Annotated in this window: 1 protein-coding gene and 2 pseudogenes; all 3 read left to right on the top strand. The window is 57.2% G+C overall.

Annotated features, from left to right (window positions below; translation table 11 throughout):
- Positions 1-234: pseudogene (locus NFS22_RS23540) on the top strand (hypothetical protein); the annotation flags it as partial.
- The gene (locus NFS22_RS23535; RefSeq protein ID WP_160233018.1) at positions 179-1,408 is read left to right on the top strand and encodes a PBSX family phage terminase large subunit; all 1,230 of its coding nucleotides are present in this window, start codon (positions 179-181) and stop codon (positions 1,406-1,408) included. The pseudogene NFS22_RS23540 and the gene NFS22_RS23535, both read left to right, overlap by 56 nt.
- A gap of 14 nt (positions 1,409-1,422) precedes the next feature.
- A pseudogene (locus tag NFS22_RS23530) lies at positions 1,423-1,660 on the top strand (hypothetical protein); the annotation flags it as partial.

The raw sequence follows: 1,660 nt of genomic DNA, 5'->3' as shown, positions 1-1,660 counted from the left end.
GCCGGTATCAAGTACAGCCAACTGGGCATTGAGATAAAGCTGCATGACAAGGTGAGGGCCCTGGAGCTGCTGGGCAAACACCTGGGCGTGTTCGCCACCGGCGGCAGCGCTGCCGCCGCTGAGGAAAACAACATCTTTGAGGTCATCGAACAGAGCACACGGGAGGAAATTGACACAAATGAAATTCCAGAGATTGAGCCCCCGGCAGAACCTGGCGATGACGTGGTGGAATAGGCCGGGCTTTGAGCGCTATGACGGCATCATCTGTGACGGCTCCATCCGCTCCGGCAAGACGGTGGCCATGACCGTGGGCTTTGTCATGTGGGCCATGGCCCGCTTTAATGACCAAAACTTTGCCATCTGCGGCAAGACCATTGAGAGCTTGCGCCGCAACGTCACCTCCAACCTGCCCAAGTGGCTGGCGGGGGTGTTTTCGTTCAAAGAGCACCGCACGGAAAACAAAATCGTGGTGAGCGCCGCCGGGCGGAGCAATTCCTTTTACCTTTTCGGCGGCAAGGACGAAAGCAGCGCCTCCCTCATTCAAGGCATTACCCTGGCGGGCATCCTGCTGGATGAGGTGGCCTTGATGCCAGAGAGCTTTGTCAATCAGGCCACGGGCCGGTGCTCTGTGGCCGGGTCAAAGCTGTGGTTTAACTGCAACCCGGAGGGCCCGTCCCATTGGTTTTACAAGAAATGGCTGGAGGGTGACCAGCCGAAAAAGCACAACGTCCTCCACCTGCATTTCACCATGGAGGACAATTACAGCTTGACCCAGGAAATCAAGGACCGCTATGAGCGGCAATATTCCGGGGTGTTCTATGACCGCTACATCCGGGGCCTGTGGGTGGTGGCGGAGGGCCTGGTCTATACCATGTTCAACAAGGACTTTCACGTTGTCCCGGTCACCCCCAGGCCCTATGACAAGTATTACATCTCCTGTGACTATGGCACCGCCAACCCCACCAGCATGGGCCTCTGGGGCCGTGCAAATGGCAAGTGGTACAGAGTGCGGGAGTATTACTATGACAGCCGGAAAGAGGGCAACCAGCGCACTGATGAGGAGTATTATGTGCAGCTGGAGGCGCTGGCCGGGGACCTGCCCATCACCAGCGTCATTGTGGACCCCTCCGCCGCCTCTTTCATTGAGTGCATCCGGCGGCACGGGCGCTTTTTCGTTGAAAAGGCCGCCAATGCGGTCATGGCGGGCATCCGGGACGTGGCCACACGGCTCCAATGCGGGGATGTGTTTTTCAATGCCTGCTGTACGGATTGCATCCGGGAGTTTGGGCTTTATCGGTGGGACGAAAAGGCCATAGATGACCGGCCCATCAAAGAAAATGACCATAGCATGGACGATGTGCGCTATTTCATCCACAAGGTTTATGCGCCATCCCTGGTGAGCTTTTGAGTGAGGTGTTTCCCGTGCGTGTTTCTGTGCTGGGCGTCCAATACGCCCTTGAATATCGGACAAAGGCCAATGACAAGGGGCTGGAAACCTGTGACGGCTATTGTGATACCAGCGCCAAGCTGTGCGTGGTCCGCAAGTACACGGCAGCGGAGCGCCGGGAGCCCCTGAGTTTGAAAGACCTGGACGCCTATATGCGCAAGTGCATGAGGCATGAGCTGACCCATGCTTTTCTCTATGAGAGCGGCTTGAGCG

It is taken from the genome of Flintibacter muris (assembly GCF_943192995.1).
In the GTDB taxonomy this organism is placed as follows: Bacteria; Bacillota; Clostridia; order Oscillospirales; family Oscillospiraceae; genus Lawsonibacter; species Lawsonibacter muris.
The sequence above is the reverse complement of the archived record's forward strand: the minus strand, read 5'-3'. Positions and strand labels throughout refer to the sequence as shown.